Origin of the sequence: Streptomyces sp. NPDC057950, assembly GCF_042887295.1 — a bacterium.
GTDB classification, from domain to species: Bacteria; Actinomycetota; Actinomycetes; order Streptomycetales; family Streptomycetaceae; genus Streptomyces; species Streptomyces kaempferi.
In genome coordinates this window covers 294,893-317,604 of sequence record NZ_JBHVPP010000008.1, presented here as the reverse complement: position 1 = coordinate 317,604, position 22,712 = coordinate 294,893, and the positions used below count along the sequence as shown (strand labels likewise).

Here is a 22,712-nt window from a genome sequence, read left to right as displayed (position 1 = left end):
TTCCCCGGGTTCCCCGGGTTCCCGGGCCCCCGGGTTCCCCGGGCCCCCGGGCCCCCGGGACAGGAAACCCGGGGGTCGGTGAACCGGCGGCAGGGGTCCGCAAGCCGACAGGCCGGGGACACAGGGCCGCAGGCCGAAGCGGCCTGAGACCGGGGCCTGAGACGGGGCCTGAGAACAGGAGCGTGCGACGAGGCCCGGACCCGGACCTGGACCCGGACCCGGACCTGGACCCGGACCCGAACCCGGACCCGAACCCGGACCCGAACCCGAACCCGAACCCGGACCCGAACCCGGACGCGGACCCGGAAACCGGACCCGGAATCGGGTCCGGGACGGGTGCGGGGCCGGTGGGGTGAGAGGTGGTAGCGGACCGGTCGTGGTCCGCTGGAGCGCACCGGACACGATGACGCCCACCGCCTACGGTGACCTGGCGGGACATCCCGGGATCCGGCGGGACATCCCCGGACAGCAGGGAGGAGGCCGTCATGGACGAGCGGCACGCCGCACTGCGGGTGCTCCCCGCGCCGGCCCCCGCACACGACGGACACGCCGGCCTTGCCCCGGCCCCCCGGCCCGGCGCGCCGGCCGCGGTGCGGGTGCATGTGGTCGGCGAGGACCCGCTCGCCCGCCGCGGCATCACGGCACTGCTCGAGGGCCACCCCGGTATCCGTGTCACCGGCGAGAGCGGACCGGGGCCGGAGCTGCTGCGCGCGCTGGCCGCCCGGCCGCCGCATGTCCTGGTCGCCCACGGCGCGTTCGCCGACGGCGCGTTCGTCGACGGACAGCGCGAGCCCGTGGCCTTCGGCGGCGGGGACCTGCCGCTGCTGGTCCTGGGCGGTCCGGCCCGCACCGACCGCGCCGGCCGGCCGGCGGGCGGCCATCTGCCGGCCACCGCCACCGCCGGCCAGCTGGCCTCCGCCGTGGTGCTGGCCGCGGCCGGCTACACCCTCGCGCACGGCCCCGCCCCGGCCCCGGCCGGGCGCCGTTCCACCGGTCCGCCCGTCCCGCCGATCTCACCGGTCAGTCCCGACCGGCTGACCGACCGCGAGTGCCAGGTCCTCGACCTGCTGGCCCGCGGCCTGTCCAACGGCGAGATAGCGCAGGCCCTGACCCTGTCCGAGCACACCGTCAAGACCCACGTGCAGAACCTGCTGCACAAGCTGCGCCTGCGCAACCGCGTCCACGCGGCCATCTACGCCTTCGAGTGCGGCCTGCGCCCCCCGGCCGCCCGCCCCCTGGCCTGACCCGCCCTCAAGCCCGGCCCCCGGAGCCGGGTTCGGGGGTCTGGTCCAGCGGCCGCCAGGACCGGCAGACGTAACTGCCCACCGCGGTGTACATGGCCCCCCCCGTACAGCGGCACACCGGCGACCTTGGTCAGCGCCGGTTCCGGGTAACTCCACGAACCGGCCCGCACTTTCACCAGTTCGAAGGCGAGTCCCCGGACATGGCACACCGCGACGGCCGCCACCTCCCGGGAGGTCTCCCACCCCAGCGCGAGACCCACGCCGCTCAGCAGCACCCCGTACGCCGGCAGCAGGTCGTAGCGCGCCACCGGCAGCGGCGGCGGCAGCACCGAGACCGCCAGAGCGCCCAGCAGCGCGCAGGAGAACGCGCAGCAGCGCGCCCGCACCCACGCGAACCCCGCCGGCTGCCGTAGACGCGTCCCGCCGCGGTACCCGGTCCCGTCCATCCCCCGAAGACCCGTGTGCGGCACCGATGGCTGCGATCTTCCCGGACCTGTACGCGCCCGATCCTGAGCCTGAGCCCGATCCTGAGCCTGAGCCCGATCCTGAGCCTGAGCCTGAGCCCGATCCCGAGCCCGATCCCGGTCCGGTCCGCGTCCTTCGGCCTGCCGCTGCTCCGGGCCCGGTGCGGGCCGTTGACCCGGGCCGTGGAGCCGGGCGCTCCTGGGCGGAGGAGAAGGGCGGAGGGGGTGCGGGCGCGTGGCGGGGGCCGGTGCTACGGGGCGGGCGGGGCGCACCGTCTGGGCCAGCCGATGTCCTCGTCGGAGGGGGCGGGCGCCGGTCCGGCCGGCCGGCCGGTGCCCGGTGCCCGGGCCCGGCCGCCGTGTCCCGCGGCTGCCGTCCGCGCCGCCCGGTGCGCGCACACCGATGGCCTCATCGTCGACTCCCTGACGTTTGACATGCGCAAGGACTCCACGCCGGCCGGGTGCGCCGGCCGGATGATGCCGAGCCTGCCCGGCCGTGCCGGAGGAACGCTGGAGAAGCGCACGAGACCGGCATGAGACACACGTGAGACGGGCGTGAGGCCCGCACGAGATTTCCGCCCCGGGCCTGGCAAAGGTTTGCCCGCGTGTTGCCCGGCGCCCTACGCTCGGGGCGGCTCCCGGCGAAACTTTCTTGCCCGCTCACCCCAGGGGATTCGAATCATGCTGCGACAGCCCGCGTTCGGAAACCGCCTGAAGAAGCTCCGGACGGCCCGGGGGCTGTCGCAGACGGCACTGGCCGGTGAGGGCATGTCCACCGGCTACCTCTCCCGGCTGGAATCCGGCGCGCGCCAGCCCACCGACCGGGCCGTGGCCTACCTCGCCGACAGGCTGGGTCTCAAGGCCGCCGATTTCGAGGAGCCGGTCACCGGCTCGCTGGCCCACGCCCTGACCCTGGCCTCCTCCACCGGTTCCGCGGACGCCATCGAGGCACTGCGCTCGGCACTCGCCGCCGAGGGCCACGAGAGCGCGGTGCTGCGCTGGCAGGCACTGTGGCTGCTGGCGAGGGCCGCACGCCTGCAGGGCGACCACGCCGGGGAGCGCGCCCACCTCGGCCAACTCGTGGCGCTCGGCGACGAGGTGGGCCTGGCCGAGCTGCGGGTGCGCGGCCTGACCCGGCTGGCGCGCTGCCTGCGTTCACTCGGCGAGATCACCCCCGCCCTGGACGCGGCCGTCGCCGCCCACCGGCTCGCCCTGGGCGAGGACCTGGGCGTCGAGGACCGCGCCGCCGCGCTGCTGGCCCTGGTGTCCGTCCAGGCGGAGGCCGGACAGGTGCCGGAGGCCCGGGTGCACGCCGACGAACTCACCGCCCTGGTCGAGGGCCGCAGCGACGCGCTGTGGGCCGAGGCGATGTGGACGGCCGCCGCCGTACGGGTGCGCCAGGGCGACCACACCGGCGCGCAGCACTGCCTCGATGAGGCCCTGGAACGCTTCAGCAGCCAGGAGGACCTGGTGCTGTGGCTCAGACTGCGGCTCGCCGCGGGCCGGCTGCACCTGCAGAAACTGCCCGCCGACCCCGCACAGGCACAGCGCTGCGCCGAGCAGGCCGAGGCCGCCCTCGCCTTCGTCGGCACCCCCGCCCTGCGCCAGGACCTGACCGCGCTGAAGGCCGATCTGGCCTTCGCCACCGGCCGCTACGACGATGCCCGCGCCCTGCTGGGCGGCCTGGCCGGGGACGAGCCGAGGATGACCTACCGCGACCGGGTCCGGCTGGAGATCCTGCGCCAGCAGCTGCTGATCCTGGGCGGCGACGTCTCCGGTGTGGAGGGCCTGCGCACCCTGGCCCAGCAGGCCCAGGCCGACGCCAACATCGACCTCGCGGCGGAGATCTGGCGCACCCTCGCGGACGCCCTCACCCCCGCCCCGCCGGCCTGAGAGCCGTCCCGTGACCGGGGCCCGCCCCCGCCCGCGCCTCCGCGGCCGTGAAGTGCCCGCCCCACGGCCGTGAAGTGCCCGCCGCCGGGACGGTGTCGGGCGCCGTGCCCACGGCGAACGGCGCTGCCCGGACACTGCCGCGCCGGCCCGCACACCTCACCCCGCACACCTCACCCCTCGCCCCCCTGAACGCCGCACCCCCCTCACCCCCGCACCCCCCTCACCCCCGCACACCTGACCCCGCGCACCCCGTTCCGCGCACCCGGACCGGCAGCGGGTAGGGCCGGGGAGAAAACGCGAGCGGCCGGTGCGGTGGATTTCCCGCTGCCCGGGAGGATTCGAGGGTTTCCGCTTTTCCGGGTTTTTCTCGACGGCGCCTCGAATTCCGGTGGACGGGGCGGAACATGCCTTGACGCGTGGAGTGCCGGTTCGTGAATCTCGGTACGGTATTGGCCGTTCACGCCCGAAGGGACACCATCGTGGTCAGCAAGAAGAGGAATTCCGCAGGACCCGAGCCGGAGCTCATCCCCGCCTTCGGCAGTGAGGTCACCGACGGTCTGGACGAGGACACGGAGGCGGACGTCCTGGGCAGCATCGCCCTGCAGTAGGACGCCACCGTCCCGCGGCGGCACGCGGGCGGACGTGGGGGAGGGGACCCGCCCGGCGGATCCCCTCCCCCTCCCGTCCGCCGCCCGCGTCGTCAGGACGTCACGAGCGCCACGCACATCGCGCCCAGGGCCACGGCCTGCAGCACGACCCGGGCGTTGATGACGCTGTCCCAGGTGCGCTGCAGGCCCCGCGCGTCGGGCGCGGTGCGGCAGTCCAGGGCGGCGCCGGTGAGCTCCTTGTTCACCGGCGCGCTGACCTTGTTGTAGACGGCCAGCCACACCACCAGGGCCAGTGCCGCCACCGTCGCGGCGACGGCCGGCGCCGTCCTGCCGCCGAAGCCGGCCGCGACGGCCGTGGCCACGGTGGCGACCAGGCCGAAGACGCCCGGGACGGGCATCCGCCGGTCCCCGAAGCGGTGGATCTGCCCCATGGTGCTGGTCAGCACCGCGTCGTCGACGTGGGCGAGGGCGGGCCGCTGGACGATCGCGGAGAAGACGTCGGTGCCGTAGACCACCGCGTTGGCCATCGTGGCCACCACGGCCAGGGTTTGTACGAGCGCTTCCATCACAACCACCCTTGTCCGTCTGCCGGTTGCCACAAGGGCCGTGCCGCCCCGTGGATTTATCAATGCTAGATGTATTGCCGACACTATCAAGTTCAGTGCTTCGAATGCTAGCGTTGACAACTCCATTAGTCCGCAAGGGATTTCGCGAGGACGTGGGACGGCCCGGCCGCGGCGGTCCGCCGTACCGCGCCCTGCGAGGACATCCGCCCGCACCGCCACGAGGAGACACCCAGATGGCCATTGGACGTGCCCGTCGCGTACTCATCGCCGGCGGAGGGATCGGCGGCCTGGCCGCGGCCCTCGCGCTGCAGCGCAGCGGTGTGGAGTGTGTGGTCCTCGAACGGGCCGAGGAACTGCGCGACGGCGGCGCGGGCCTGCACATCTGGACCAACGGAGTGCTCGCCCTCGACTTCCTGGGCGTGGCCGACCGGGTCCTGGAGACGGCCCCGGCGCAGCAGGTCGCGCACTTCAGCACCGACCGCGGCGAGGTGCTGGGCGCCTGGCCGGTGGGCGACTTCGTCGAGCGCTACGGAGCGCCCACGATCGCCGTCGAGCGCTCCGTCCTGCACGGTGTGCTGCGTGACGCGCTGCGGGGCTCCGTGGTGCGCACCGGGGCGCACGTGGTCGGCTTCGACCAGGACGAGGACGGGGTCACCGTGCGTTTCGCGGACGGCGGCAGTGAGCGGGGCGACCTGCTCATCGGGGCCGACGGCATCCACGGCACCGTCCGTGACTGCCTGTTCGGCCCCGCCGGCAACCGCTACAGCGGCTACATCGCCTGGCGCGGCCGCTCCCCCCTCCAGCACCCCGACATCCCGCCGGGGACCTTCAACGCGATGTTCGGGCGCGGTGTCCGGTTCACCTACTACGACGTCGCGCCCGGCCTGGTGCACTGGATGAGCGTGGCCAACGGGCCCGCCGGCGGACGCGACGAGCCCGGGGTGCGCGAGATGCTGCTGCGCCGCCACCGCGGCTGGGGCGGACCGGTCGCCGACATCCTCGCCGCCACACCGGAGGAGGGGATCATCCGGGGCGACGTCGAGGGCCGCCGTCCCGAACGCCGCTGGGGCCACGGCCGCGTCACCCTTCTCGGGGACGCCGCGCACCCCATCACCTTCAACATCGGCCAGGGCGCCTGCCAGGCGCTGGAGGACGCCCTCGTGCTCGCCGGGCACCTGGAACACGCCGGCGACGACCCGGTCGCGGCACTGCGCCGCTACGAGCGGGAGCGCCGCACCCGCACCGCGCCGCTGCAGCGGATCGCCTGGCGGATCGGGCGGATGGGCGCGGTGGAGCATCCGCTGCTGATCCGGGCGCGCGAGGCGTTCATGCGCAAGAACTGGAACACCAAGGCCTTCGCCGCGGCGGAGAAGGGCCAGGTCGCCTACGGCACCCGCTGGGCACGCGGGACCCGCCCGGCCGGCCCGGTCCCCGCCCCCCGCACCACCGTGGACTGAACCCGGGCGGGCGGAGCGGCGGGACCGGCCCCCGGGCTGGTCCCGCCGCGCGCCGGCCCCGGGCTCGTACCCGGCGCGCCGACACCGGGCTCGTACCCGGCGCGCCGGCCCCGGGCTCGTACCCGGCGCGCCGGCCCCGGGCTCGTACCCGGCGCGCCGGCCCCGGGCCCGTACCCGGCGGGCCGACACCGGGCTCGGCGACACCGCGGACCCGTCCCGGGCCCGCACCGTCGTGCACCGGCCCCGGGCCCGCACCGTCGTGCACCGGCCCCGGGCCCGCACCGTCGTGCACCGGCCCCGGGCCCGCACCGTCGTGCACCGGCCCCGGGCCCGCACCGTTGTGTGCCGGTCCTGGGCCCGCACGGTCGTGTGCCGGTCCTGGGCCCGCACCGTCGTGCACCGGTCCTGGGCCCGCACGGTCGTGTACCGGCTGCGGGCCTGTACGGCCGTTCACCGACCGCGGGCCCGCACCGTCGTGGGCCAACGCCTCGGTGGGGCCCCGGCCCGGTCCGGAGCCCCGCCTGGTCAGGGTGCGTCCCGGACCAGGGGCGCACCCTGGTCCAGGGCGCACTCCGGTGCAGGGCGCACTCCGGTCCGGGGCACGCCCCTGGTCCGGGGTCCGCCTCCGGTGTGAGTCGCGCCCGAGCGTTTTGGGGCCGGCGGTCAACACCCCCGCCGCCCGCGCGCCTCGGCGCGCCGAGGCGTCGGCCCCGGGCCGTGCTCCCGCCGGTGAGGGCGGCGGCGGTCGGACGCCGTCTGCCGTGGCCGTCGAGTGGGGCCGCCCGCCGGGCAGCCCCGCATACGCCCTCCGGCCCGTTCCCGAGGCCGCCGACAGACCGCGCTGCCCGGCCCGCCCCGGTACGGCGCTTTCGCCCCCGGCCCGTTCCCGAGGCCGCCGACAGACCGCGCTGCCCGGCCCGCCCCGGTACGGCACTTCCGCCCCCGGCCTGTTTCCGAGGCCGCCGACAGACCGCGCTGCCCGGCCCTGCCCCCATACGGCACTTCCGTCACCCCGCCCGCAACCTCGGCCCCCCGCTGCCGCGGCCCGCGTTCACGCTCCTCAGGGCGCGGCTCACGGTCCACGCCAAGACCGGCCGCACCCGCCCCGCCCACGCGCTGCGCCCGCCCGGAACACCCGCGCCCAGGGCCGGTTCGCCCGCACCGAACCGCAACAGGCCCGAAAGCAGAGGCATGGACACTGCGCCGGGAAGCACTCCGGCCGACCCCCGCACCCCCGCACCCCCGCACCCCCGCACCCCCGCACCCCCGCACCCCCGCACCCCCGCACCCCCGCACCCCCGCACCCCGGTCAGCCCGGCGGAGCCGTCCGCTGCAGCGCCCCCGGCCGCGCCCCGGCCCGCGCCGCCGGGTACAGCCCGTCCCAGACCGGGTCGTCGGGCGCGAACCCCAGGGAGACCAGGACGTTGACCAGCATCCCGTACGCCATGAACGTGGTGGTCCGGCCGGTGTCCGCGCCCAGCGGCAGATGGACGGTGTCCCACAATCGCTGCCACTCGGCCCGTACCGCCTCGCCGAACCCGGTGTCCCCCTCCGCCTCGCACGCCGCCACCGCGACGTACACCTGCATCTGCATCAGCAGCCGTTCCGGCTCCTTGAGGATGACGCGGGTGTACGCGTTGGCCATCGCACCCAGCGCCTCCTCGCCGCTCAGCCCCTCGGTCGCCTCGGCGAACAGCCGTGCGGTGTCGGCCAGACAGCGCCGCGCCGCCGCGAGGAACAGCGCCCGCTTGCCCGCGAAGAGGCGGAAGAGGTACGGCTGCGACACCCCCGCGCGCCGGGCCACGGCTTCGGTGGAGGTGCCGTCGTACCCGCCCCGGGCGAACTCGCTCATGGCCGCGCGGATGACGCTCTCGCGCCGCTCGTCTGCACTCATCCTCACCATGACCGCAAGTTAGTGGTTGATCACTAACTTGGTCAAGGGGGGCGGGTCGGGGAAAACCCGGTCCGGGTGGAATCCGGGTGGAATCCCGGCGGAGGCCGGGCGGAAAGGGCGCCGCCGGGAGGGGGCGAATGCGGCGGAGGGAATCCGGCGCGGTACCGCCGGTCCAGACGCATTCGAGGAATGCGCCAGAACTCCGTGCCAGATTCACAGAATCGAGATCCGCTCGCCGACGGCTCGATGACCTTTCTCCGGCGCTTTCGTCAACTCAGTGAGGCAGGAACGGGGATGATCGACAATTTCTTCACGATGTTTCCCGGGCAGGGCTCGCAGCGCGCGGGCATGGCCGGGCATCTGCTGCGTGAGCACCCCCGCACCGCCGGACGCGTCCTGGCGCGCGCGCAGGACGCCACCGGCCTGCCGCTGACCGCGCTGTGCAGCACGGCGGGGGAGGAGGAGCTCGCCCCGACCGAGATCGCCCAGCCCGCCATCGTCGCCACCAGCCTCGCGGTGCTCGAAGTACTGCGCGCGGAGGCCGGGTTCGTGCCGGCCGTGGTGGCCGGGCACAGCCTGGGCGAGTACACGGCGCTGGTCGCCGCCGGGGTGCTGGGCGCCGACGAGGCGCTGCGGCTGGTGCGCCGCCGCGGCGAGCTGATGGCCGGCGTCTCGCGCCGGGCGGGCGGGGCGATGACGGCCGTACTGGGCCTGGACCCCGGCCGGATCGAGGAGATCTGCGCCGGCTGCGCCCCGCTGGGCGTGGTGGAGATCGCCAACTACAACGAGCCGGGCCAGACGGTCGTCTCCGGGCAGCGCGCGGCGGTCGAGGAGGCCGCCCGCCGCGCGCTGGCGGCGGGCGCCGAACGGGTGGTGGCGCTGAAGGTCTCGGCGCCCTTCCACTGCTCGCTGATGCGGGCGATCGAGGACGAGTTCGCCGCCGAACTGGAGCGCGTCACCTTCGCCGCACCCCGGCTGCCCGTGATCAGCTCGGTCACCGGCACCCTGGTGCGCGACGGCGCCCACGCCCGCGACCTGCTGCGCCGTCAGCTGGCCGGGCCGGTGCGCTGGGTGGACGTGCTGGGCGCCGCGGGAGCGCACGGGACGGGCGGCTGCCTCGAGGCCGGCCCCGGCCGGGTGCTGAGCGGCTTCGCCAACCGCACCGGCGTCCACTCCGTGGTGCGCAGCACCCACGACGCGCGCCGCGTCACCGCGCTGCTGCGCGAGCTGAGGCAGGAGTCCGCCCCTGACGCCGCCGCCTGACACGCCGCGCGGGGCGGCTTTCCGCCCCGCGTCCCGCACCCGCTCTCCCCGTCCGCGCCTGTCCCGTCCTGTGGTCTCTTCTCTCTCCTCCTCATCCGTCCTCCTTCCTCTCCCGTTCCCGTCCCTCCGGTGCCGGCCCTCGGTGCCGGCGGCGCGGAACGACCCATCCGAAAGGCAGCCAACGGTGTCCGAAACCCTGACTCCCACCTCGAGCGACTACTTCTTCGCGGTCCAGGCCGCCATCGCCGACGCCCTCGGCATCGACGAGTCCGAGGCGGTTGCCGAGGCGACCCTGCTCGGCCAGCTGGGCGCCGAGTCGATCGACCTGCTCGACATCCTCTTCCGTATCGAGCGCGCCACCAAGGTGAAGATCACCGTGGCCGACATCGCCGCCCTGCTCCAGGGCGGCATCCCCGACGAGGAGTTCGGTGACGAGAACGAGGTCGTCAACGACACCGGGCTCACCCACCTGGAGAAGGTCCTGCCGCAGTTCGACCGCAGCCAGCTCGCCGAACCGCTGACCGCCGAGGGCGTGCTGGGCCTGTTCACCGTGCAGAACCTCACCGACCTGCTGACCGAGCGGGCCGCCGCGCAGAACGCCGCCTGACCCCTGCCGGCCGGTGGTGTGCGGGCGGGCGGCGTCCCGTGCACCGCCCGCCCCCCTCCCGCGTACCCCGGCCGTCCGCCCGCCCCCGGTTGTCCGGCCGGCCGGGGTGCGGCCCTGTCCGCGCGGGCCCCGGCAGCCGCCGCCCACCTCGTAGCAGAAACGGGAAGAGACAGATGAAGCTGAAGGACCGCACCGCCCTGGTCACCGGTGCCTCACGCGGCATCGGCCGGGCCATCGCCCTGGCCCTGGCCGGGCAGGGGGCGGCCGTCGCCGTCAACTACCGCTCCCGGCAGGAGGACGCCGCCGCGGTCGTCAAGGAGATCGAGACGGCGGGCGGCCGGGCCGTGGCCGTCGGCGCCGACGTCGCCGACCCGCAGCAGGCCGCCCGCCTGGTGCAGGAGGCGACCCGCCACCTCGGCTCCCTCGACATCCTCGTCAACAACGCGGGCACCAGCGACGACGGCCTCATCTACGACGCGCCGCCGGACGCCTGGCTGAACGTCATGAAAGTCAACTTCGGCGGCGCCTACCACTGCACGCACGCCGTCATGGAGCAGTTCATGGCCCACGGCGACGCCACGATCGTCAACATCTCCTCGGCCATGGGCGAGCGCGGCTGGATCGGCCAGGCCAACTACTCGGCCTCCAAGGGCGCGCTGAACTCCTTCACCCGCTGCGCGGCGGTCGAACTCGCCCGCTTCGGCGTGCGGGTCAACGCGGTCCTGGCCGGGTTCACCCCGACCGACCTGGTGGAGGGGGTGATGCAGCGCGACGGCGGCCGCAGCATCAAGCGGCAGATACCGATGCGCCGCTTCGCCACCGTCGAACAGGTCGCCGCGGCAGCGGTGTTCCTGGCCGGACCCGACTCCGGCTACACCACCGGCGAACTGCTCTGCGTCGACGGCGGGTTCTCCGCCCAGCTGGGCATCGGCCGTCCGTAACGGACCGTGAGGGAACGGAAGAAGAGACGACGATGCGATTCCATCTGATCGACCGGATCGAGACCTTCACGCCGCGGGAGCACATCACCGCGCGCAAGGTCACCTCCGTCGACGAGACCTACTGGCAGGACACCGGGAGCGGACCGGCACTGCCCTTCGGGCTGGCCCTGGAGGCGCTGTGCCAGTCGGCGACCTGGCTGATCATGCTCTCCACCGACCACCGGCTGCGTGCCGCGCTCCTCGCCGTCGGCGACGCCACCGCGCACCGCGCCGTACGCCCCGGGGAGGTACTGCGCATGCGGGCCACCATCGAGTCGATGACCGAGGAGGCCGCCCTCCTGGACGGCACCGTGACCGCGGACGGCGAGGACGTCCTGAGCGCGAGCGGCATCCTGTGCGCGCTCATCGACGCCGAGCGCCTCGACGACCCGGCCGACACCCGGCGCATGGCACACCAGTTGCAGGGCGGAGGGCCGGTGGGATGACCCGTGTAGCCATCACCGGAGTGGGGGCCGTCACCCCGCTCGGCAACGACGCCGAGAGCACCTGGCAGGGCCTGGCCGCCGGACGCAGCGGCGTCGGCAAGCTCACCACCTTCGACGCCTCCGGCTTCCCGGTGCGCATCGCCGCCCAGGTCAAGGACTTCGACGCGGCCGCCGCGATCCCGGCCCGGGTGGGACGCAAACACCTCTCCCGCGTCGGCCAGTTCGGCGTCGCGGCCGCCTGGGAGGCACTGCGCAGCGCGGGCGCCGACGACCTGGGCGAGGACGTGTACCCCTTCGACGAGCGCGGTGTCGCCATGGGCGCCAGCGTCGGCCGGCCCGAACTGCAGGCCCTCCTCGACGTCGGCCACCTGCGCGCCACCACCGGCCGCCCGGACGCCTTCCTGTGCCACCCGCCGGCCGTCACCCTGACCGACGACCAGAACGTGCCCTTGAGCGCCATGGCCCGGATGATGTCCGCGACCGGCCCGATGATCGGCATCTCCACCGCCTGCTCCGGCTCCGGGCACGCCATCGGGGAGGCCTTCCGCGCCATCCAGGAGGGCGACGCCCAGCTGATGGTCGCCGGCGGCTACGACTCCCTGACCACCTGGCTCGACCTGCTCGGCTTCAGCCTGCTGGGCGCGCTGACCGACCGCCACAACGACGACCCCGAGCACGCCTCACGGCCCTTCGACGCCGACCGCTCCGGCTTCGTGGTCGGCGAGGGCGCCGTCGCCGTGGTCCTGGAGGACCTGGACGCCGCCCGCGAACGCGGCGCACCCGTCCTCGGCGAGGTCCTCGGCTACGGCTCGACCCTCAACGCCTGGCGCATCACCGACTCGCCGCCCGACGGCTCCGGCGCGATCCAGGCCATGCAGGCCGCCCTGGCCGAGTCGGGCGTGGGCACCGGCGGCATCGACTACGTCGTCGCACACGGCACCAGCACCCACGGCAACGACCAGTCCGAGACCGTCGCCATCAAGAAGGTGTTCGCCGACGACGCCCACCGCCTGGTCGTCAGCGCCCCCAAGTCGATGGCCGGCCACCTCACCTCGGCCAGCCTGGGCCTGGGCGTACTGGCCGCGCTCGGCGCGATCCGCCACCACCTGGTCCCGCCCACCGTCAACCTCGACCAGCCCGACCGCGGCCTCGACCTCGACTACGTGCCGCACACCGCCCGCCCGATGCCGGTCGACGCGGCCCTCATCAACGCGTTCGCGTTCGGCGGCAGCAACACCAGCCTCGTCATCGGCGCCCCGCGGGAGGACACATGACCACCACCGCCCCGCAGCCCGCCACCACCGAGCAGCCCGCCACCGCCACCACGGAGCAGACCGCCACCGCCACCGTGCGGCCCGCCACCGCCACCACGGAGCAGACCGCCACCGCCACCGTGCGGGCCGCCACCGCCACCACCGAGCAGCCCGCCACCGCCCCGCAACCCGCCACCGCCACCACGGAGCAGCCCGCCACCGCCACCGTGCGGGCCGCCGCGCTCACCCGGGCGCGGGCGCGGGCCGCCGGTGCCGAGGGGCTGCCGGCCTTCGACCGGCTGCTGGAACTCGCCGAAGGCGAACGCGCCGTGGCCGTGCGCAACGTACCGGCCACCCTGGAGTGCTTCACCGCCCACTTCCCGCGCCACCCCGTCCTGCCCGGCGTCCTGCTGCTGGAGAGCCTGGCCGCCCTGGCCCGCACCGCCGCCGGCCCCGGCGCCTGGCGCCTGGCCGGCGTGCGCGGGGTGCGCTTCAAGCACTTCGTCGGCCCCGGCGACCAGGTCCACCTCACCGTCGAGGTGAGCCGGCACAGCCCGCAGCGCACCGAATGCCGGGCCACCGCCCGGGTCGAGGGCCGGGTGGTCGCCACCGTCCGAGCCCTGACCCTGCTCAGCGCCACGACGACCCGGGAGGGCACAGCATGAGCGAGCAGCGCCGCCGCGTGATGGTCACCGGCATCGGCCTGATGACCGCGATCGGCCAGAGCGCCGCCGAGACCTGGGACAGCCTGCTGGAGGGCCGCTGCGGCATCGGCCCGCTGCGCGCCTACGACCCGGCCCCGCTGCGCACCGGCATCGGCGCCGAGATCCACGGCTTCGACCCCACCCGGTGGGCGAGCCGGCGCACCCTGCGCATGCTGTGCCGCGGCGACCAGCTGGCCCTGGCCGGCGCCACCCTCGCCCTGCGCGACGCGGGCCTGGACGGCGAGAGCGACCTGGGACAGCGCACCGGGCTCTTCCTCGGCAGCAACAAGGAAATGCCCCGCATGGACGAACTCATCGCCCAGCTCCAGGCCGTCCGCGCCGACGACGGCACCCCCGACCTGCACCGCCTCGGCCGCACCGCCTCCTCGGTCGTCGCCCCCCTCTTCTTCGTCGAGGGACTGCAGCCCGCCGCCGCCTTCCACATCTCCGAGAAGTACGGCATCCGCGGCGCCAACGCCTACTTCGCCGGCACCGCCGACTCCGGCGCGATGGCGATCGGCCGGGCCATGCGCACCGTACGCCGCGGCGAGGCCGACGTGGTCCTCGCCGGCGGCTACGACGACGCCACCGGCTGGTGGGCGATGTCCAAGATGGACGGCCTCGGCGTCCTGAGCACCCGCACCGACCTCGGCCAGGAGGCCTTCCGCCCCTTCGACCGCGACCGCTCCGGCTCCGTGTTCGGCGAGGGCGCCGCCCTGCTCGTCCTGGAGGAACGCGCACACGCCCTGGCCCGCGGCGCCCACTGCTACGCCGAGGTCACCGGATTCGGCGCCGGCAACGACTGCGTCCGCCCGCCCAGCCCCCAGCCCCGCGCCCGCGGCCTGGCCCGCGCGATCACCCGCGCCCTGCGCGACGCCGCACACCCCTTCCCCGACGGCGGCTACATCGCCGCACACGGCTGCGCCACCCTGCAGGGCGACGCCAGCGAGACCGTCGCCCTGCACGACGCGCTCGGCACCGCCGCCAAGTCCGCCCAGATCAGCAGCGTCAAACCACAGACCGGACACCTGGTCGGCGGCGCCGGAGCACTGAACGCGGCCGTCGCCGCACTCGCCCTGGACAGCGGCACCGTGCCCGCCACCCTCAACCTGCACCGCCCCGCCCCCGAGTGCGACCTCGACTACGTCCCGCTCAGCCCCCGCCACACCCGCCCCGACAGCGCCCTGGCCCTGGCCCGCGGCCTGGAGGGGCAGGCCGTCGCCGTCGCCCTGGGACGGCCCTCGTGACCCGGCAGCCCGACACACCCGCCATACCCCACACACCCGCCATACCCCCCACCCCAGACGCACCCCCCACCCCCAGCACACCGGCAACAGCCGGCACACCAGGAACCGTCAACACGCCGGCCGTACCCGGCACATCGGCGACATCCGGTTCACCCGCGACACCTGTGACACCCGCAACAGCTGGAATGCCCGCAACACACGGCATCCCCGAAAGGAGTGCGGCCATGACCGACGTCTACGACCACGACACCCGGCCGGACGCCGCGGCCCGGCCCCGGACCGTGGTGGTCTGCGGCGTCGGCGCCGTGACCGCCCAGGGCGAGGGCGCCACGGCGCTGTGGGAGGGCATCCGGGCCGGGCATTCCGCCATCGGACCGGTCCGCGGCCTGCCGATGGACGGCTACGGCACGGCCATCGGCGGCGAAGTACCCCACCCGTCCCGGCCCGCCTACGACTACCTGGCCTCCTTCGGCGGCCGCGAGCGCGAGCCGGCGATGGACTTCGCGCTGACCGCCGCCCAGGAGGCGATGGCCGGCGCGGGCCTCGGCGCACTGCCCGCCGAACGCTGGGGCGTCGCCTTCGGCTCCTGCAACGGCGGCCTGCGCACCGCCGAGAAACTCGCCCGCCGCAGCCACGAGGGCACCGCGCCCCCCGACGACGGCCGGCACTACCTGCTGGTCCCCCCGCAGGCCATCGCCGAGGCACTCAGCAGCGCCTTTCGCCTCAAGGGCCCCGCGCTGAGCGTCAACACCGCCTGCGCCTCCGGCGCCCACGCCATCGCGCACGCCGCCGAGGCGATCTCCGCCGGCCGCGCGGACGCGATGCTCGCCGGCGGCAGCGACGCCTTCACCGAGACCGCGTTCGCCGGCTTCACCAGCCTGCAGTCGCTGTCCACCAAGCCCGCCGCCCCCTACTCCAAGGACCGCGACGGACTCTCCCTCGGCGAGGGCGCCGGCATGCTGGTCCTCGCCGAGGAGTCCGTCGCACGCGCCGCCGGCGCCCCCATCCTGGCCGAGGTCCTCGGCTACGGCCTGTCCGCCGACGGCTACCACGCCACCGCCCCGCACCCCGAGGGCGAGGGCGCCGCCCGCGCCATCCGCGGCGCCCTGAAGGCCGCCGGCATCACCCCGCAGGACGTCGGCTACATCAACGGCCACGGCACCGGCACCCCCAAGAACGACTCCGCCGAGTCCAACGCGGTGCGCGCCGCGTTCGGCGAGGCCGCCGACAAGACCGCGCTCAGCAGCTCCAAGTCGATGATCGGCCACCTGCTCGGCGCGGCCGGCGCGGTCGAGGCCATCATCACCGTCCAGGCCCTGGTCGAACAGACCGCCCCGCCGACCGCCAACTTCACCGGCACCGACCCCAAATGCGGACTCGACGCCGTCCCCGACACCGGCCGCGAACTGGCCATGAACGCCGCCCTGTCCAACAACTTCGCCTTCGCCGGCGCCAACGCCTGCGTCGCCTTCGGCTGGCCGTCGGGCCGCCGCTTCTCCGTACCGGCCCCGCCCGCCGCGGAGAAGGTCGTCATCACCGGCGGCGCCGCCATCACGGCGGCCGGCGAAGGCATGGACGCCCTGTGGAAGGCATGGCGGCACGGCGGACGGCTGGGCAGCGAAGAGGACGGACTGCACGTCGCCCGCGCCGACTTCGACCCCGCCGCGCACATCAGCGCCCGCGACCGCCGCCGCATGGACCGCCTCTCCCAGCTCGCCGTCGCCTCCTGCCGCGCCGCCCTCGCCCACGCGGGCCTGGACGCCGACGAGCACACCGGCGTCGTCCTGGGCACCGGCCTCGGCCCGATGCGCAGCATCGAGGACTTCCTGCTGCCCGTCCTGGGCGGCTGCCCCGACCACGGCAGCCCCGCGATCTTCCCCAACACCGTCTTCAACGCCGCCGCCGGCCAGGTCGCCATGCACGTCGGCGCCAAGGGCCCCACCTCCACCGTCACCACCGGCCACGCGGCCGGCGCCTCCGCCCTGACCGTCGCCCACGACCTGCTCCTGCAGCACCGCGCCGACGCCGTCCTGTGCCCCGCCGTCGAAGACCTCTCCCCGGGCGTCCTGACCGCCTACCGCGGCCTGCCCCTGTTCACCGACACCGGCTACACCCTCGCCGAGGCCGGCATCACCCTGGTCCTGGAACGCGAGTCCAGCGCCCGCGCCCGCGGCGCCCGCATCCTGGCCGAGTTCGCCGGCCACGGCACCGCCGGCGACGCGGCCGGCGTCGGCCGCTGGGACGAGGACGGCGAAGGCGTCGAACGCGCCATGCGCGCCGCCCTCGGCCACGCCGGACTGCACCCCGGCGAGGTGACCGCGATCTGGGCCAACGCCGCAGGACTCACCCGCGCCGACGCCCCCGAGGCACGGGCCACCGGCCGGCTCGCCGCCGCGTCCGGCTGCCCCGTGCACACCCCCAAGCAGACCCTCGGCGAACCCGTCGGCGCCGGCGCCCAGCTCGCCGCCCTGCTCGCCGTCACCGGCTGGCAGGAAGGCACCGCCGCCGGCCCGGTCCTCATCAACAGCTCCTCCCTCGGCGGCACCCACATCAGCCTCGTCCTGCGTCCCGCAACGGAGAACTGACCATGCCCCACACCCCCGCCCCGCCCCCCGCACCCGCCGAACGCCACGTGTCCGTCCTGGCCACCGGCGCCCACCTGCCCGGCGAGGCCCTCGACAACGACGCCCTCGCCCGCGTCTGCGGACCGCTGCCCGACGACGTCCTGGACGGCATCCAGGTCGAGCGCCGGCACTGGATGGTCGACCCCGCCACCGGCGCCCACACCACCAGCACCTCCGCCATGGCCACCGCCGCCGCCCGCCAGGCCCTCGACCGGGCCGGCGTCACGGCCGACGAGATCGACCTCATCGTCGTCTCCACCGCCAGCCCCGACTACCTGCTGCCCGTCGCCGCCACCTACGTCCAGGAACAACTCGGCCTGGAACGCTGCGCCGTCATCGAGGTCCGGGCCGGCTGCGTCGGCGCCGTCCAGGCCCTCGACATCGCCCGCCGCCTGCTCGCCGACGGCACCTACACCACCGCCCTGGTCATCGGCGCCGAAGCCGTCTCCCCCCTCCTCGCCCCCGTCTTCCTGGGCCGCGAACCCGAACGCGTACGGATGCGCGACCGCCTGACCGTCTACACCTTCGGCGACGGCGCGGGCGCCATGGTGCTGCGCGCCGGCGAGGAGGGCTCCGCCGCCGGCCGCCCCCGCCCCGTCTTCGCCACCCGCTCCCTGGGCGGCACCCGCAAACCCGGCATGCACATCATCGGCGGCGGCACCGACGCCCCCCTCGCCGAACAGCAGCGCCGCCCCCGCCTCATGGACATCCGCCTCGACATCCCCGGCACCGCCCGCTTCGGCCCCCGCGTCTTCGTCGAGGGCATCCACGACATGCTGCACCGCTCCCGCCTCACCCTCGACGACATCGACGCCTGCGTCCTGCCCGAGGGCAACGCCGAGTACTTCGCCTCCGAGTACGGCACCGCCGGACTGTCCGACGCCGACCGGACCACCCTCAGCAAGACCATCGTGGAAAACCTCACCGACGTCGGCGCCACCGGCTCCGCCGCCGTCCCGCTGGCCCTGGACGCCGGCTGGAGCCAGGGCCGCATCACCCCCGGCGACACCGTCCTGCTCCTCGCCATCGAGGCCAGCCGCTACGTGTACGCGGGCCTCACCCTCACCTGGGACGCCCCCTACCCCGGCAGGTGACGGGCGCCCGCGCCCCCGCCCGCCCCGACCCGCCCCTCGCGGGCGCCGACGCCATAAGGATGGAACGTGTCGATACAAGAGACGGTGCGCACCGGCCAGAGCGTGGAGGAGCGCAACAAGAAGACCATCCGCCGGGTCTTCGACGCCTTCGTCAACCAGGGCGACTTCTCGGTCGTGGACGAGATCTACAGCCCCGGCATGGTCGACCACCAGCCGCTGCCCGGAGCCCCCGAAGGACTCGAAGGAGTCCGCTACACCATCGCCGGCCTGCGCGAAGGCTTCCCCGACCTGCACGTGACCATCGAGGACATGAGCGCCCACGGCGACCACGTCGTCATCCACAACACCTGGCGCGGCACCCACCTGGGCGACTTCCTGGGCGCCGCCCCCACCGGACAGGTCATCGAGTTCACCGGCGTCGTGGTGTGGCGCCTGCTCGACGACGGCCTGATCGCCGAACGCTGGGGCATCGGCGTGGAGTCCAACATGCTGGCCGTGCTCGGCATGCGCCGGCTCGCCCCCGCCGCCCGCACCGCCGCCCGCGCCGCCGCCCGCCGGGCGGTCACCGGCGCCTGCGCCCTGCTGCCCCTGACCGGCGGCGCGGCCGAGGGCTGGCGCCGCCTGCAGGCCGAGCTCACCGGACCGCGGCTGCACGCCTACGAGGCATCCCGGCGCCGCGCCGGGATCCTCCAGGAGTCCTTCGACCTGCGCCCCCTCGACGGCCGGGACGTCCTGGTCCACCAGATCGAGGCCCGCGACCCGCAGGCCGCCGCCCGCCGCCTGCTCACCTCCGCCGACCCCTTCGACCACTGGCTGCGCGAGCAGGCCACCGAGGTCCTCGGCACCGACCCGTGGACCCGCCTGGCCGAGAGCGGCACCACCGGCACGGGCCACACCTGGGCCTCCGTCACCAGCGAACTGGCCGCCGCCGACTGACCCGCGAACCGGCCGCCGCCGGCCGCTGCGCGGACCGCCCACCGCCCACCGCCCACCGCCCACCGCCCACCGCGGCCGGGGCCACCGGCCGCCGCCCGCGTCCCCGAGGACCGAGCGTGGGCGGGTGGCGGCGCCCGCGTCCCCGAGGACCGGGTGTGGGCGGGTGGCGGCGCGCCGGCCGCGGGCCGGTGGCGGTGAACGGGAGCCCGGACCGGGGGTGTCGACGCCCGCGCGCGGGTCCCCGGGCCTAAGGGCTGTCCCGTAATCCCCGGTGGATCAGCGCGCGGCGTCAGATGCGGTGCATCGCAAGGCGGAGGGTCGTCCTCATACTGGGCTTATTCGGGCGATCCGACAACGCGGCGAGGTGCCGTAGCTGTCGTCGTGCGCCCGCCGGGGATTACGGGACAGCCCTTAGAGACGCCGGACACCGGGCCCCGAGGCGCGTCGCCCTCATGCACAGCAACGGTGACATCGTCCGCAACAACGGCAGGGCGCTGCCCGCCGCGCCGGCCGGACCGCGCCGGCTCACCGGTGACGTCACCCGCCCCCGACTCGGCCTGGACGGCGAGGAGTTGCGCGCGGCCGCGGCGGCGGACCGCATCGTGCACTGCGCCGCCCTCACCGACTTCGGGCTGCCCGACGGTTCCGGTCCAGGGGAGCCGGCCCCGTCAACAAGCCTGCGGCTCACAGGCGCCCACGCCGTGGACGGGAGTGGACCGCGCGTACGGGCTCGTGGCCCGCGTGGGGCCGGCGCCGGTGAACGGGCCCAAGACGCAAGGGAGTCGCAACCGGGGTCGGGGCCGTGAACGGCCCGAGGCGTGCGGGGCCGGAGCCGGAGCCGTGAACGTGCCTCCGGCGCAGGGGAGCCGCCCCGCGTGCGGTCTCCCGGACCGGGGGAGTGGCTCTCACGCACGGTGTTCTTGTCCCACGTGAGCTGCCCCCGCGCACCGGCCCCCCGGACCCGGCCCCCACGCAGCGGACCCGGCCCCCACCCAGGGGAGTGCCCCCCCGTGAACAGGCCCACCGCGCAGTGGGGTCGGCGCCGGTGAGCGGGGCCCGGCCGGTCGGCGGAACGCGGCCCCAGCACTTCTCTAGCAAGGCCATCAATACTGTCACTGCTAATTCCCGGGTGCCGCCGGCACCGGCGCCCCCCGGGGGATGACAACCGCCCGCACGGCTCAGGAAGGAACCGATGATGCGGCAACGAACACTCGGCAGCCAGGGGCCGGCGGTCTCCGAACAGGGACTCGGCTGCATGGGCATGACCTTCGCCTACGGCCCCGCCGACGACCAGGAGGCCCTGCGCACCGCGCACCGGGCACTGGAACTGGGCGTCACCCTCCTCGACACCGCCGACTTCTACGGCCCGCACAGCAACGAGGAGTTCGTCGCCCGCGTCATCGCCGGCCGCCGCGAGGGCGTCGTCGTCTCCTCCAAGGTCGGCAACGAGATCACCGAGGACGGCACCATCACCGGCCGCCTCAACAACCGCCCCGACTACATCCGCACCGCCGTCGAGGGCACCCTGCGCCGGCTGGGCACCGACCACCTCGACCTGTACTACCTGCACCGCGTCGACCCCGCCGTGCCCATCGAGGAGTCCATCGGCGCCCTCGCCGAACTGGTCGAGGACGGCAAGGTACGCCACCTCGGCGTGTGCGAGGCGTCCGCCGCCACCATCCGCCGCGCCCACGCCGTACACCCCCTGGCCGCCGTACAGACCGAGTACTCCCTGTCCACCCGCGACGTCGAGGTCAACGGAGTCCTCGCCACCGTCCGTGAACTGGGCATCGGCTTCGTCGGCTACAGCCCGCTGGGCCGCGGCCTGCTCACCGGCCGCATCCGCAGCCTCGACGGCCTGGCCGAACACGACTTCCGCCGCGTCGCGCCCCGCTTCCAGCAGGGCAACCTCGACCGGAACCTGCACGTCGTCGAACGGCTGCAGCGACTGGCCGCGTCCAAGGGCATCACCGCCGGGCAGCTCGCCCTGGCCTGGGTGCTCGCCCAGGGCGACGACGTGGTCGCCATCCCCGGCACCAAGCGCGTCCCGTACCTGCAGGAGAACCTCGCCGCGAGCGACGTGACCTTGAGTGCGGACGACCTCACGGCGCTCGACGAGATCGCCCCCCACGGCTCCACGGTGGGGGACCGCTATCCCGTCGGCGCCATGGCCACGCTCGACGGCTGAGACCGGCCGCGGACCTTCGAAGGCGAGTGAGAGCGACAACCATGGCGAACATCACGATCATCGGCGGCGGACTGGCCGGCCTGACCGCGGCGATCTCCGCCGCCGAACAGGGCGCCCGCGTCACCGTCCACGAGGCCCACTCCCACGCGGGCGGCCGCGCCCGCTCCGCCTCGGGCCCCTACGTCACCAACGACGGGCCGCACACCTTCTTCGACAACGGCGACGCCTGGCACTGGCTGCTGCAGCGCGGACTGGCCGGCCGCTACGTACGGCTGTCCTTCCACGAGTGGACCCGGATGCGCTTCCGCCACCAGGGCCGGCTGCGGATGACCCTGCCCGGCGGCTACATGCGGATGACCTGGATGCACCGCGGCACCGACGTCCCCGTCGACCGCTCCTTCCAGGACTGGGCGAGCGAACGCTTCGCCCAGCAGACCGTCGACGAGGCCCTCGGCTTCCTCGGCCCGATCCTCTTCGACGGCGACCCCGGACGCCTCTCGGCGGCCTTCGTGTGGGAACGCCTGCTGCGCGTGGGCACCCCCCGCTTCCCACTGCCCAGCCGCTACTTCATGGGCGGCTGGGGCGCGTTGATCGAGCGCATGGAACGCGTCGCCCGCGCCCGCGGCGTGGTCATCGAGACCGGCTCCCGGCTGACCGAACTGCCCACCGGCGGACCGGTCATCGTCGCGACCTCCCTCGCCGCCGCCCGCAGCCTGCTCGGCGACAGCTCCCTGGAGTGGCCCAGCGGCACCGCCGCCCTGCTCGACATGGCCGTCACCCACTCCAAGAAGGACGGCAACGTCTCCTTCGACATGGACGAGGGCGGCTTCACCTCCCAGTACTCCGACCACGACCCCTCCCTCGCCCCCGAAGGCCAGGCCCTGTTCCAGGGACAGATGCCGATCAGGCCCGGCGAGTCGAAGGCCGACGCGCTGGCCCGCCTGGAGAAACTCTTCGACCTGACCACCCCCGGCTGGCAGCAGCGCATCCTGTGGCGCCGCGAAGGCGTCTCCCGGGGCCGCACCGGCGCCCTCGACCTGCCCGGCCTCAGCTGGCGCGACCGGCCCGCCGTCGACCGCGGGGACGGGGTGTTCCTGGCCGGCGACAGCGTCGCCGCCCCCGGCATCCTCGCCGAGACCTCCATCAACAGCGCGCTGCGGGCCGCGGAACTCGCCCTCAGCGCCCGGCCGGCCGCGCACCACTCCGCGGTGCTCGGGCGATGAGTGAGCCTCGCGTCCCACCCC

The 22,712-nt window shown here is 74.9% G+C and carries 21 protein-coding genes; 18 read left to right on the top strand and 3 right to left on the bottom strand.

The genetic code is table 11. The features are described 5' to 3' along the window. The first annotated feature begins 182 nt into the window (after positions 1-182). Both ACFVTC_RS16400 and ACFVTC_RS16395 read left to right on the top strand, forming a co-directional pair. Entirely contained in the window at positions 183-356 is a 174-nt protein-coding gene (locus tag ACFVTC_RS16400) for a hypothetical protein (protein ID WP_390127398.1), read from the top strand. A gap of 129 nt (positions 357-485) precedes the next feature. Then, positions 486-1,244 (top strand): response regulator transcription factor, encoded by a 759-nt coding sequence (locus ACFVTC_RS16395; RefSeq protein WP_390127396.1) that lies wholly within the window; start codon positions 486-488, stop codon positions 1,242-1,244. Here ACFVTC_RS16395 and ACFVTC_RS16390 read toward each other — a convergent pair. Next, the gene (locus ACFVTC_RS16390) at positions 1,193-1,690 is read right to left on the bottom strand and encodes a DUF817 family protein (RefSeq protein WP_390127394.1); all 498 of its coding nucleotides are present in this window, start codon (positions 1,688-1,690) and stop codon (positions 1,193-1,195) included. The two genes, ACFVTC_RS16395 and ACFVTC_RS16390, sit on opposite strands and share 52 nt — an antisense overlap. Positions 1,691-2,389: 699 nt before the next feature. On the opposite strand from ACFVTC_RS16390, the gene ACFVTC_RS16385 reads away from it, so the two are divergent. Then, positions 2,390-3,601, top strand: a complete 1,212-nt coding sequence (locus ACFVTC_RS16385) for a helix-turn-helix domain-containing protein (RefSeq protein WP_390127393.1) — start codon at positions 2,390-2,392, stop codon at positions 3,599-3,601. A gap of 479 nt (positions 3,602-4,080) precedes the next feature. Further along, positions 4,081-4,209: a hypothetical protein gene (locus ACFVTC_RS16380; protein WP_390127391.1), complete on the top strand. Its 129-nt coding sequence runs from the start codon at positions 4,081-4,083 to the stop codon at positions 4,207-4,209. A 92-nt stretch (positions 4,210-4,301) separates the two neighbouring features. On the opposite strand, the gene ACFVTC_RS16375 is transcribed toward ACFVTC_RS16380, so the two are convergent. Next, entirely contained in the window at positions 4,302-4,775 is a 474-nt protein-coding gene (locus ACFVTC_RS16375) for a DUF1772 domain-containing protein (protein ID WP_390127389.1), read from the bottom strand. 233 nt (positions 4,776-5,008) lie between these two features. Here ACFVTC_RS16375 and ACFVTC_RS16370 point away from each other — a divergent pair, with 233 nt between their 5' ends. Next, positions 5,009-6,232, top strand: coding sequence for an FAD-dependent monooxygenase (locus tag ACFVTC_RS16370; protein ID WP_390127387.1), 1,224 nt, complete (start codon positions 5,009-5,011; stop codon positions 6,230-6,232). A gap of 1,309 nt (positions 6,233-7,541) precedes the next feature. Here ACFVTC_RS16370 and ACFVTC_RS16365 read toward each other — a convergent pair. Then, entirely contained in the window at positions 7,542-8,135 is a 594-nt protein-coding gene (locus tag ACFVTC_RS16365) for a TetR/AcrR family transcriptional regulator (protein ID WP_390127385.1), read from the bottom strand. 285 nt (positions 8,136-8,420) lie between these two features. Here ACFVTC_RS16365 and fabD point away from each other — a divergent pair, with 285 nt between their 5' ends. The 13 genes from fabD (at position 8,421) to ACFVTC_RS16300 (ending at position 22,691) form a co-directional block, all read left to right on the top strand. Next, a complete protein-coding gene (gene fabD / locus ACFVTC_RS16360) occupies positions 8,421-9,389 on the top strand; it encodes an ACP S-malonyltransferase (protein WP_390127383.1) in 969 nt (322 codons plus the stop codon). A gap of 184 nt (positions 9,390-9,573) precedes the next feature. Then, positions 9,574-9,996, top strand: coding sequence for an acyl carrier protein (locus ACFVTC_RS16355; RefSeq protein WP_248001767.1), 423 nt, complete (start codon positions 9,574-9,576; stop codon positions 9,994-9,996). Between the two features lie 173 nt (positions 9,997-10,169). After that, entirely contained in the window at positions 10,170-10,937 is a 768-nt protein-coding gene (locus ACFVTC_RS16350; RefSeq protein ID WP_390127381.1) for an SDR family NAD(P)-dependent oxidoreductase, read from the top strand. A 32-nt stretch (positions 10,938-10,969) separates the two neighbouring features. Next, entirely contained in the window at positions 10,970-11,422 is a 453-nt protein-coding gene (locus tag ACFVTC_RS16345; RefSeq protein WP_390127380.1) for a 3-hydroxylacyl-ACP dehydratase, read from the top strand. Further along, positions 11,419-12,696 carry a beta-ketoacyl-[acyl-carrier-protein] synthase family protein gene (locus tag ACFVTC_RS16340; RefSeq protein ID WP_390127378.1) on the top strand — a complete coding sequence of 426 codons (1,278 nt, stop codon included), beginning with the start codon at positions 11,419-11,421 and terminating at the stop codon, positions 12,694-12,696. The genes ACFVTC_RS16345 and ACFVTC_RS16340 overlap by 4 nt, the downstream gene beginning before the upstream one ends. Continuing rightward, positions 12,693-13,340, top strand: a complete 648-nt coding sequence (locus tag ACFVTC_RS16335; protein WP_390127376.1) for a 3-hydroxyacyl-ACP dehydratase FabZ family protein — start codon at positions 12,693-12,695, stop codon at positions 13,338-13,340. Before ACFVTC_RS16340 ends, ACFVTC_RS16335 begins: the two co-directional genes overlap by 4 nt. Beyond that, positions 13,337-14,626, top strand: coding sequence for a beta-ketoacyl-[acyl-carrier-protein] synthase family protein (locus ACFVTC_RS16330; protein WP_390127374.1), 1,290 nt, complete (start codon positions 13,337-13,339; stop codon positions 14,624-14,626). Before ACFVTC_RS16335 ends, ACFVTC_RS16330 begins: the two co-directional genes overlap by 4 nt. A gap of 224 nt (positions 14,627-14,850) precedes the next feature. Then, positions 14,851-17,211 carry a beta-ketoacyl synthase N-terminal-like domain-containing protein gene (locus ACFVTC_RS16325; protein WP_390127372.1) on the top strand — a complete coding sequence of 787 codons (2,361 nt, stop codon included), beginning with the start codon at positions 14,851-14,853 and terminating at the stop codon, positions 17,209-17,211. Positions 17,212-17,213: 2 nt separating this feature from the next. Next, positions 17,214-18,344, top strand: a complete 1,131-nt coding sequence (locus ACFVTC_RS16320) for a 3-oxoacyl-ACP synthase III family protein (protein ID WP_390127371.1) — start codon at positions 17,214-17,216, stop codon at positions 18,342-18,344. A 66-nt stretch (positions 18,345-18,410) separates the two neighbouring features. Further along, positions 18,411-19,280 (top strand): ester cyclase, encoded by an 870-nt coding sequence (locus tag ACFVTC_RS16315; RefSeq protein ID WP_390127369.1) that lies wholly within the window; start codon positions 18,411-18,413, stop codon positions 19,278-19,280. Between the two features lie 452 nt (positions 19,281-19,732). Beyond that, entirely contained in the window at positions 19,733-20,086 is a 354-nt protein-coding gene (locus ACFVTC_RS16310; RefSeq protein ID WP_390127367.1) for an SDR family oxidoreductase, read from the top strand. Positions 20,087-20,475: 389 nt separating this feature from the next. Then, positions 20,476-21,468 (top strand): aldo/keto reductase, encoded by a 993-nt coding sequence (locus tag ACFVTC_RS16305; RefSeq protein WP_390127365.1) that lies wholly within the window; start codon positions 20,476-20,478, stop codon positions 21,466-21,468. A gap of 41 nt (positions 21,469-21,509) precedes the next feature. Next, the gene (locus tag ACFVTC_RS16300; protein WP_390127363.1) at positions 21,510-22,691 is read left to right on the top strand and encodes a phytoene desaturase family protein; all 1,182 of its coding nucleotides are present in this window, start codon (positions 21,510-21,512) and stop codon (positions 22,689-22,691) included. The last annotated feature ends 21 nt before the right edge of the window (positions 22,692-22,712 follow it).

Bases quoted from the DNA above. Each gene is read 5' to 3' on its own strand.
- ACFVTC_RS16320 (WP_390127371.1), top strand. From the start codon at position 17,214: ATGCCCCACACCCCCGCCCCGCCCCCCGCACCCGCCGAACGCCACGTG.
- ACFVTC_RS16375 (WP_390127389.1), bottom strand. From the start codon at position 4,775: ATGGAAGCGCTCGTACAAACCCTGGCCGTGGTGGCCACGATGGCCAAC.
- ACFVTC_RS16300 (WP_390127363.1), top strand. From the start codon at position 21,510: ATGGCGAACATCACGATCATCGGCGGCGGACTGGCCGGCCTGACCGCG.
- ACFVTC_RS16370 (WP_390127387.1), top strand. From the start codon at position 5,009: ATGGCCATTGGACGTGCCCGTCGCGTACTCATCGCCGGCGGAGGGATC.
- ACFVTC_RS16365 (WP_390127385.1), bottom strand. From the start codon at position 8,135: ATGGTGAGGATGAGTGCAGACGAGCGGCGCGAGAGCGTCATCCGCGCG.
- ACFVTC_RS16330 (WP_390127374.1), top strand. From the start codon at position 13,337: ATGAGCGAGCAGCGCCGCCGCGTGATGGTCACCGGCATCGGCCTGATG.
- ACFVTC_RS16335 (WP_390127376.1), top strand. From the start codon at position 12,693: ATGACCACCACCGCCCCGCAGCCCGCCACCACCGAGCAGCCCGCCACC.
- ACFVTC_RS16345 (WP_390127380.1), top strand. From the start codon at position 10,970: ATGCGATTCCATCTGATCGACCGGATCGAGACCTTCACGCCGCGGGAG.
- fabD (WP_390127383.1), top strand. From the start codon at position 8,421: ATGATCGACAATTTCTTCACGATGTTTCCCGGGCAGGGCTCGCAGCGC.
- ACFVTC_RS16325 (WP_390127372.1), top strand. From the start codon at position 14,851: ATGACCGACGTCTACGACCACGACACCCGGCCGGACGCCGCGGCCCGG.
- ACFVTC_RS16305 (WP_390127365.1), top strand. From the start codon at position 20,476: ATGCGGCAACGAACACTCGGCAGCCAGGGGCCGGCGGTCTCCGAACAG.
- ACFVTC_RS16385 (WP_390127393.1), top strand. From the start codon at position 2,390: ATGCTGCGACAGCCCGCGTTCGGAAACCGCCTGAAGAAGCTCCGGACG.
- ACFVTC_RS16390 (WP_390127394.1), bottom strand. From the start codon at position 1,690: ATGGACGGGACCGGGTACCGCGGCGGGACGCGTCTACGGCAGCCGGCG.
- ACFVTC_RS16340 (WP_390127378.1), top strand. From the start codon at position 11,419: ATGACCCGTGTAGCCATCACCGGAGTGGGGGCCGTCACCCCGCTCGGC.
- ACFVTC_RS16395 (WP_390127396.1), top strand. From the start codon at position 486: ATGGACGAGCGGCACGCCGCACTGCGGGTGCTCCCCGCGCCGGCCCCC.
- ACFVTC_RS16350 (WP_390127381.1), top strand. From the start codon at position 10,170: ATGAAGCTGAAGGACCGCACCGCCCTGGTCACCGGTGCCTCACGCGGC.
- ACFVTC_RS16310 (WP_390127367.1), top strand. From the start codon at position 19,733: ATGCACAGCAACGGTGACATCGTCCGCAACAACGGCAGGGCGCTGCCC.